Origin of the sequence: Mycolicibacterium peregrinum (genome assembly GCF_001665625.1) — a bacterium.
GTDB lineage: Bacteria > Actinomycetota > Actinomycetes > Mycobacteriales > Mycobacteriaceae > Mycobacterium > Mycobacterium peregrinum_B.
In genome coordinates this window covers 42,138-49,710 of the sequence record NZ_LZSY01000160.1, presented here as the reverse complement: position 1 = coordinate 49,710, position 7,573 = coordinate 42,138, and the positions used below count along the sequence as shown (strand labels likewise).

Genomic DNA, 7,573 nt, shown 5'->3' with positions numbered 1-7,573 from the left:
TTTCCTGAGGCCACCATTCACGTGACCGCCGCCGAAGCCCTGGGAGCAATTAAGGCCCCCTCCTGGCGAGAACGATTGCGCTACAGCCCCGCTCAGTGGTCGCACCAACCCAACATTGTCGAACATCACCCCGACGGCGAGAATTGGCGGGGATTCGCCGCAGCCAAAGAACTCACCGACATCGCCCCCGGAATCGTTCTCGCCAGGAGGGGGCCTTAATTGCTCCCAGGGCTTCGGCGGCGGTCACGTGAATGGTGGCCTCAGGAAAGTCCGACAGCCCGCCGATGTGGTCGACGTCGAGGTGGGTGATGACGATGTGGCGGACGTCGTCACGCTGGTAGCCGAGCTGCTGGATCTGATGTAGGGCGGTTTCGGTGTCTTCGAACAGCGGCCGGACCACGAGCCTGGAGGGTCCCACCCGCTTCCCGGGGTTGCGATGGTCGTGGGAGCCGTAGCCGGAGTCGACCAGGACGAGGCCGTGGTCGGTTTCGACGAGTAGGACGTGGCAGACCATCGGGGCAGTGGGCATGTTCATGGTGCCGCAGTTGAGATGGTGCACTTTCATCGCACAGGACCCCTTCCTCCTAGTCGAATGTGGGTTCGCCGTCGGTGGTGACGTCGAAGGTGTTGAGGAAGTTGCAGACCAGTTGGTAGAACCCGACGGTGAGGACGAGGTCGGCAAGGCCGGTAGGGCCTAGTCGTTGCAACGCTTGGTCGCGGTCGGCGCCGGTGAGGGTGTGCTCGTCGAGGAGGGTGTCGGTCCAGCGCAGCATGTCAGCTTCGTCGTCGGGCAGGCCGGTGAGGTCGCCGCTGGCGGCGGCTGCTGCAGCCTGGTCGGACAGCTCGGCGTAGCGGGCGATCATGCGGTGCTGGTGGGTCTCATAGGGGGCGTCGTAGCGGTAACCGACCCGCAGGATGACCAGCTCGCGCAGGTGTGGGGGCAGTGAGTTGGCTTGGAACATGGCGTCGGCTATGACCATGAAGCCCGGGGCCAGGCCGGGGCTGTGCATGATCATCTTGTAGATGTTGACCGGGGCGTGGCTGGCCAGAATGTCCTTGAGGTGTTGCGGCAGGTTGTCGAGGTTGGGGTAGTCCATGAGGTTCACTCCCGTCCACGGATCGGGTCGCTGCCGTCCCAGGTGGCGGCGACGTCGCGGATGTAGTCGAAGAATTGGCCCTTGGGTCCGCTGATGTCGGACAGTTCGATGACGGTGCCCTGTTCTCGCTCGGTGTCGAGGTAGGCGAACCGGCCCTGTTCGCCGCCGATGCTGCCTTCCTGGCCGACGGTGTAGCCCGCGGCCAGCGCTTGGTCGAGCAGCCCTTGGAAGTCCTTGGACCAGTACGCGATGTGTTGCATGCCTTCGCGGCCGGCGTCGAGGAAGTCCTTGTACATCGACGGGGCGTCGTTGAGGGGTTGGATGAGTTCGAGCTGGGTGTCCCCGGAGTTGGCCAGCGCGACCCGCATGCGCATGTCGGAGTCGGCGCCGTGGTAGCGGAAGTAGTCGGTTTGAACGTCGGCGACGTAGAACCAGGGCCCGACGCCGTGGCGGACCCAGTTGTCCATCGCGGCGTCGATGTCGCGGACGACGTACCCGATTTGCGCGATGGTGCCGAACAGGCGACTCATGGCGGTCACTGTCCTTTCGTGGTGGGTGAGGTGTCGTGTGGGGGCTGAGTGGCGGTGCCGGGGTCAGCCGAGGGCGTCTTTCATGGCGTCCATGGCAGCGGGATCGCCGCTGAGGAGGGCGGCGTCGATGTGGTGGATGGGTTCGCTGCCGTCCCAGCTGGCTGCGGCGGCTTTGATCAGGTCGAAGACGAACTTCTTGGTCCCGCCCAGGTCGGAGATCTCGACGACGGTGCCGGGGTGGTGTTCGGTTTGCAGGTAGGCGAACCGTCCGGTGGGCCCGCCGATTTCACCTTCTTGGCCGACGGTGAACCCCGCCGCCAGCGCGCGGTCGTAGAGGTCTTGGTAATTGTCGTTCCAGTAGGCGAAGTGCTGCAGGCCCTCGTTGCCGGCGGCCAGGAAGTCCCGATACATCGACGGGGCGTCGTTGACGGGGGCGATGAGTTCGATCTGGATGTCGCCGCTGTTGGCGACCGCGACGTCCATGGCCATCGCCGAGGGCTCACCGTGGTAGCGGAAGTTCCCCGGTTGGATGTTCTTGATGTAGAACCAGGGGCCTATGCCGGAGTCGATGAACCCCTGCATGGACGCTTCGATGTCGCGGACGACGTAGCCGAGTTGGTTGATGCTGCCGAACATGTTGGCCCGCGGAGCCGGGGCCGGGGCGGGCCCGGTGTGGGCGTCGGCGAAGGACAGCACGGTCTTGCCCAGGGCGGCGTTGTCGCGCAGTCGGGCTGCGGCTTCGCCGGCGCGTTCGGGCGGATAGGTTCCGTCCAGGCGGGCGGCGATGGTGCCGGCGGCGACGGCGGGCAGCACCTCGGGTTGCAGGGCGGCGACGACGTCGGCGAGTTCGGTGCGGGTACGGATGCTGAAGGTGGTGCCGATGATCCGCTGCCGGCGAAACGCCACCGTGTCCAAGTTAAGGCTGGTGTCCGCTCCGGCGAGGCGGCCGATGCTGATGATGGTGCCCCCGACTGCGGTGGCGTCGGGCAGCGCGGCGAACAGTTTTCCGCCGATGTGGTCGAGGGTGATCGTGACGCCGTTGTCGTCGGTGGCCGCGAGTACGACCTCGGCGAGGTTGTCGGTCGTGGTGTTGACGGTGACGTCGGCGCCGGCGTCGGTCAGCGCGGGGCGTTTGTCGTCGCTGGTAGTGGTGGCGATCACGGTGGCCGCGCCGAGGGCCTTGGCCAGCTGGATCCCTATCAGGCCGATGGCGCTGGTGCCGCCCACGATGAGCACGGTGTCACCGGCGGTGAAGCCGCCCTGGGTGACCAGGGCGTCGTGTTCGGTGATCAACCCCACCGGCAGCGCGGCGGCTTGTTCGAAGGACAGGCCGTCGGGAATGGGTACCAGCAGCCGCGGGTCGCACAGGGCGTAGTCGGCGAACGCGCCGGCGGTGATGCCCATGACGCGGGTGCCGGCCTTCATGTCGGGGGCGAGCGGGCTGGAGATCTCGATGACGCCGGCGACTTCCATTCCGGCGGTCGATTCGCCGTCGGATTGTGAGTTGGCGGTGTAGGTGCCGTCCAGGGCGTAGAGGTCGGCCCGGTTGAGTCCAGCGGCCATGACCTGGACTCGGGCGGCGCCCAGTTGGCTGGGGACGTCGACGTCGCGGAGCTGCCAGTCGGGGCCAGCGCCGCCGATGAGTGCACGCATGAGAAGAGTTCCTTTCAGAAGCGGTGAAGCGGGTGCGGGTGCCAGCGCAGGAGCGGCGGCACCGGGCACCTGACGTGGTTTTAGTGGTGGGTGACGGCGCGGTGGCTGAAGGTGGGGGTGGTTCCGGGGTTGGTCCACGCTCCGGTGAGTTCGCTGGAGGGGAAGAACTGCAGGAACCGCGAGTCGTGCTGGCTGCGGTCGACCAGGGCCTTCTCGAAGATGATCGAGTTGTACTGCTCGGCGGTGGTTTCGATGGTGTTGGCGTTGAGCACGACTTCTTGGCCCCACCGGCGCGCCCACCCGGCCAGCCCGGGAAGCCGGGAATGCTCCGGGGTGAGGCATTCGGCGGCAATGACGTTTTCGCTGCTCACCCACACCCCGGTGGAGGTGTTCAGCACCAGGCTCTGGTTGCCGAACACGTGACCCGGAGTCTTGACCGCCGCGACACCGGGTCCCAGGATCACCGATCCGTTGATGGGCAGGAACGCCTGCGGGGGGATGTCGCGGTAGGAGTCTTGCTGGTACCACGGTCGTTGCATCGGGTGCAGGTTGGCCATCGCGCGCAGTTCGTCGCGTTGGACGATGACCTTTGCCCGTGGGAACGCCGCGGTGGGTTGGCAGCCCAGGTCGAATTGATGAGCCGTGGTGCCCACCCATCGACGTAGGTCTTGAGTGTGCAGATGGTCGAACATCAAGTAGTCCACGTCATCGGCCGCGATGCCCAGCGTCGCGAGGTGCTCGAGCACGGTGGCGTGTTCGGTGACCAACTGATTGCGGATGAAGCGGGGCGTCCGTCGGGTTAGCTGGTCGAAGTATGGGGTGCGCTGCCCCATCTCGACGTCGCTGGGTTCGAACAGCAGCACCCGCGGAGTTCCGTCGCTGTCGTGCCACCGGATGACCAGCATCCGGTTGGTGATCGACAAGAACGGTGCCACCGCTCGCGAAGCGCGGAACAGTCCGAACCGTGTTGGGTAGGGCAGCGTCACCAGATCGCAGGTATTCACACTGTCCGGCATCCCGGTGCCGAGGACATCGGTGCGGAAGGTCCGGGCCCACCGGCGTGCCGCCTGCAGCTGCTCACCGGGCCCACCGTCAACCCGTGACAGGTCGCCTAGATAGTCCACCTTCGTACCGACGTCGGGCAGGTCCTCGACGTCGACGCCGTCGCCCCAGATCGTCTGCATGTTCTGTACCCCTGTCCACATTATTTCCACGCTGTGGGATTACTTGACCCACCATAAACCCACAGTGTGGAAAAACGCAACGAGATGCGTGAGAATTGGTTCATGACCGCTGTGGAGGCCAATACCGAACCCCCGACCGTGCCCCGGCGGGGCCGGCCACCCCGGGCCGAGGCTGCGCTCACCCGAGCCGCCATCCGCGACGCCGCCCTGCACGTCATCGACACCGACGGCATCGCCGCGGTGAGCATGCGGTCGGTCAGCCGACTCCTGGGCGTCGACGCCAAGAGCCTCTACCACCACGTCGCGAGCAAGGACGATCTTCTCGACGCGGTCGCCGAACACATCCTCGAAAAGCTCCAAACACCAGTCTTTTCCGGCGATCTCGCAGCCGACCTACGTGCGCTGGCCTACGAGTTTCGACGCGTCACCACCGCCCATCCCGAGGCGGCGACCCTGGTGCTGACCCGCCAACTCACCGGATATGCGGCCTTGGCCCCCATCGAGGCGGTCCTGGCCACCTTGGGCCGCCACGGCGCCAGCCCCGAACATGCCGTGCACCTCATGCGCGCACTGGTAGCCACCCTGGTCGGTGCGCTACTGCGGGAAGTCTCCGCCGGGCCCACCTTCGGCTCCGAGGATCCAGCCGGCATCGACCGACGACGACACGACCTGCGCGCTTCGGGGCTACCCGAGGTGTCTCGGGCAGCGCCGTACCTCGCGGTCTACGACCGCGACCAAGAATTCGCGGCCACCGTCGACTACGTCGTGCAGTCAGTGTCAACCAGCATCAAACACTTGGAAGACCCCGCCCCCGCAGAAAAGGAACAGGAACCGGGGATCTCACCGCACCACTGAGACAAGACGCGAGACGTCTCGAATCTTTAGAAATGAGACCGAGGGGTTGCGTAGTTGCGTAGGTGCCCAATCGAAAAGTTCTCGGGAACTGACCCGCCCGTGGAGGTTAGTTGCTGTTGGTTCGACTCTTGCCAAGGAGTTCGCGGCGGGTGCGCGTGCGGTAGGAGTCTCCGGTCAGGGTGAGAACTTCGGCGTGGTGCACCAGGCGGTCGATCATGGCCGCGGCGACGACATCGTCGGAGAAGGTCTCGCCCCAGCGCCCGAACGGCAGGTTTGAGGTCACCATGATCGAGCCGATCTCATACCGGGAGGCGATCAGTTGGAAGAACAAGTTGGCTGCGTCCTGATCAAACGGGATGTACCCGACCTCGTCGATGATGATGAGCTTATATCGGCGGATCTTCTTGAGCTCGGCTTCAAGGCGGTTGGCGTGGTGTGCTGTGGAGAGTCGGGCGATCCAGTTCGATGCGGTATCGAACAACACCGAGTAGCCGGCGTGCGCGGCCTTAACTCCCAGGCCGATCGCGATATGTGTTTTCCCGATACCGGGCGGGCCGAGCAGGACCACATTCTCGGCTTTGGGGACGAACATGCCGGTGGCCAAGTGTGCCAGCACATCCCGCCGCAGCGACGGTAGATGATCGAGGTTGAAGTCCTCCAAGGTTTTGACCTGCGGGAAGTGCGCGGTGCGGATCCGCATGATGGTGCCAGCCGATTCGCGGTCGGCGACCTGGCGTTGCAGGATCGCGGCCAAATATTCTTCGTGGGACCAGTTTTCATCCCGGGCCTGGTCGGCCAAGGGTTCCCAGCACCGCCCAATCGTCGGGGTCTTGAGCACCCGGGTGAGGTACGCGAGCTGGGCGGGCAACCCGTCGGCGGGCACCGAGGCCAACGGCGGCGCATCGGCCGGCAGCGGTGGTCCGGCGTCAGCAGGTCGCGCCTTGACCGGTGTGGCGGCTGGGGTCATGAACTGTTCCTCACTGTTGTTGGAGTGGAATCGAAATCGACGCCGAACAGGACGTCGTAATCCGGTAGGGCACGCAGCGCCACCGGGTGCCCGTCATGGTGACGGCGGGTCGCGGCCCGGCGATTGCGTTGGTCAGCCAGAACATTGCGCAGTCCGGCCGCGATACCGACGTGGGCCGGGTCCGTGACGGTGGCATGAGCCGCCCAACTGCGTTGGTGGCGGGCCACCATCTGACCGTCACAGCGCACCACCACTTCCTCAAGCGAGGCGCTGACGTCGACGAACCGGCCGATCACCCGCGGATCGACTGAGTAGTCCACGGCGTCGACCCGCACGTAGTAGTCGCGGGCGAGCCGGATGCGGTGGGTGAGCCCAATCGTGGGCATGACCGGCGGCAGTTCGAGCATCGCCTGGCAATCAGTCTCGAACAGGTCCACTGGCCGCGCGCCGATCGACCGGACCGTGCGAGTGTTGGCCCGCGCCAACCATTCTGTGATCTGGGCGTTGAAATCGGCCGGCGAAACGAACTGGCGCCCCGGTAGGAATGAGGTCTCCAGATAGCCGTTGGCCCGCTCCACCATGCCCTTGTATTCCGGGTCGCGGGGTGGGGCCAACTGGACGCGAGTCGCCAGGGTGCCGGCGAACGCGGCGGCCGCGCTTGAGACCCGGCCCGTGCCGCCGATCGCAGCTTCACGGTCCCACACAAGGGTCTTCGGCACGCGCCCCCAATGAGCGATCAGTAACCACATTCCGGACAAGATGTCGCCCGCTTGGCGCGATGGCAGCATCACCGCGCTGATCGTGCGGGAGAATCCCGACACCATCACCAGCACCGGCAACACCCGCTCCTGGCCGTCACCGACCGGAATCCTGGGCGCGGGGAACCATAGATCGCATTGCGCGATCTGTCCGGGCCGGTACACAAATCTGTCGACCGGATCGATCCCCACATACTCCGGTCGAATCTTCTGCAGTTTCTTCTTCAACGGCCCGGCCGAATACGGCCAACCGATCCGCTCTGCGATCACTGGGGACGGCATCTTGGGCCACTCGGTCAGCAACGCCCGAATCTGCGGCTCGAACGCATCGGCCACCGAGCCACCAGGCTTACGCTCATACTGCGGCGGCCGGTCCGAGGCCAACGCCGACCGCACCGTGTTCCGCGCGATACCCAAACGGCGGGCCACCTCCCGGATCGGCACCCCCTCAGCCCGATGCAACCGCCGAATCTCTGCCCAATCCTCCACCGAACGCATCCCTCCAAAAGACCACCAGGTGGGTCAAAAT

At 65.5% G+C, this 7,573-nt stretch carries 7 protein-coding genes and 2 pseudogenes; 2 read left to right on the top strand and 7 right to left on the bottom strand.

All coding sequences use genetic code 11. The features are described from left to right. Positions 1 to 219: pseudogene (locus tag A5779_RS33190) on the top strand (MBL fold metallo-hydrolase); the annotation flags it as partial. Here the strand turns inward: A5779_RS33190 and A5779_RS25660 are convergent. The 5 genes and pseudogenes from A5779_RS25660 to A5779_RS25640 form a co-directional block, all read right to left on the bottom strand. Beyond that, positions 182 to 565: pseudogene (locus A5779_RS25660) on the bottom strand (MBL fold metallo-hydrolase); the annotation flags it as partial. The pseudogenes A5779_RS33190 and A5779_RS25660 overlap by 38 nt on opposite strands. 19 nt (positions 566 to 584) lie before the next feature. Further along, positions 585 to 1,097 (bottom strand): carboxymuconolactone decarboxylase family protein, encoded by a 513-nt coding sequence (locus tag A5779_RS25655; protein ID WP_064886546.1) that lies wholly within the window; start codon positions 1,095 to 1,097, stop codon positions 585 to 587. 5 nt (positions 1,098 to 1,102) lie between these two features. Beyond that, complete coding sequence (locus A5779_RS25650) at positions 1,103 to 1,627, bottom strand: VOC family protein (protein WP_064886538.1); 525 nt, start codon at positions 1,625 to 1,627, stop codon at positions 1,103 to 1,105. 63 nt (positions 1,628 to 1,690) lie between these two features. Next, the gene (locus A5779_RS25645; RefSeq protein ID WP_064886537.1) at positions 1,691 to 3,280 is read right to left on the bottom strand and encodes a zinc-binding dehydrogenase; all 1,590 of its coding nucleotides are present in this window, start codon (positions 3,278 to 3,280) and stop codon (positions 1,691 to 1,693) included. 80 nt (positions 3,281 to 3,360) lie between these two features. Next, positions 3,361 to 4,485 carry an MBL fold metallo-hydrolase gene (locus A5779_RS25640; RefSeq protein WP_236734881.1) on the bottom strand — a complete coding sequence of 375 codons (1,125 nt, stop codon included), beginning with the start codon at positions 4,483 to 4,485 and terminating at the stop codon, positions 3,361 to 3,363. Between the two features lie 81 nt (positions 4,486 to 4,566). Between A5779_RS25640 and A5779_RS25635 the strand changes: the two genes are divergently transcribed. Continuing rightward, positions 4,567 to 5,319: a TetR/AcrR family transcriptional regulator gene (locus A5779_RS25635; protein WP_064886545.1), complete on the top strand. Its 753-nt coding sequence runs from the start codon at positions 4,567 to 4,569 to the stop codon at positions 5,317 to 5,319. Positions 5,320 to 5,425: 106 nt separating this feature from the next. Here A5779_RS25635 and istB read toward each other — a convergent pair whose 3' ends face one another. Together istB and istA are read right to left on the bottom strand one after the other, a co-directional pair. Beyond that, complete coding sequence (istB, locus tag A5779_RS25630) at positions 5,426 to 6,286, bottom strand: IS21-like element helper ATPase IstB (protein ID WP_236734880.1); 861 nt, start codon at positions 6,284 to 6,286, stop codon at positions 5,426 to 5,428. Next, on the bottom strand, positions 6,283 to 7,542 hold the full coding sequence (gene istA, locus A5779_RS25625; protein ID WP_110777732.1) for an IS21 family transposase: 1,260 nt from the start codon (positions 7,540 to 7,542) through the stop codon (positions 6,283 to 6,285). The genes istB and istA overlap by 4 nt, the downstream gene beginning before the upstream one ends. Positions 7,543 to 7,573 lie beyond the last annotated feature (31 nt).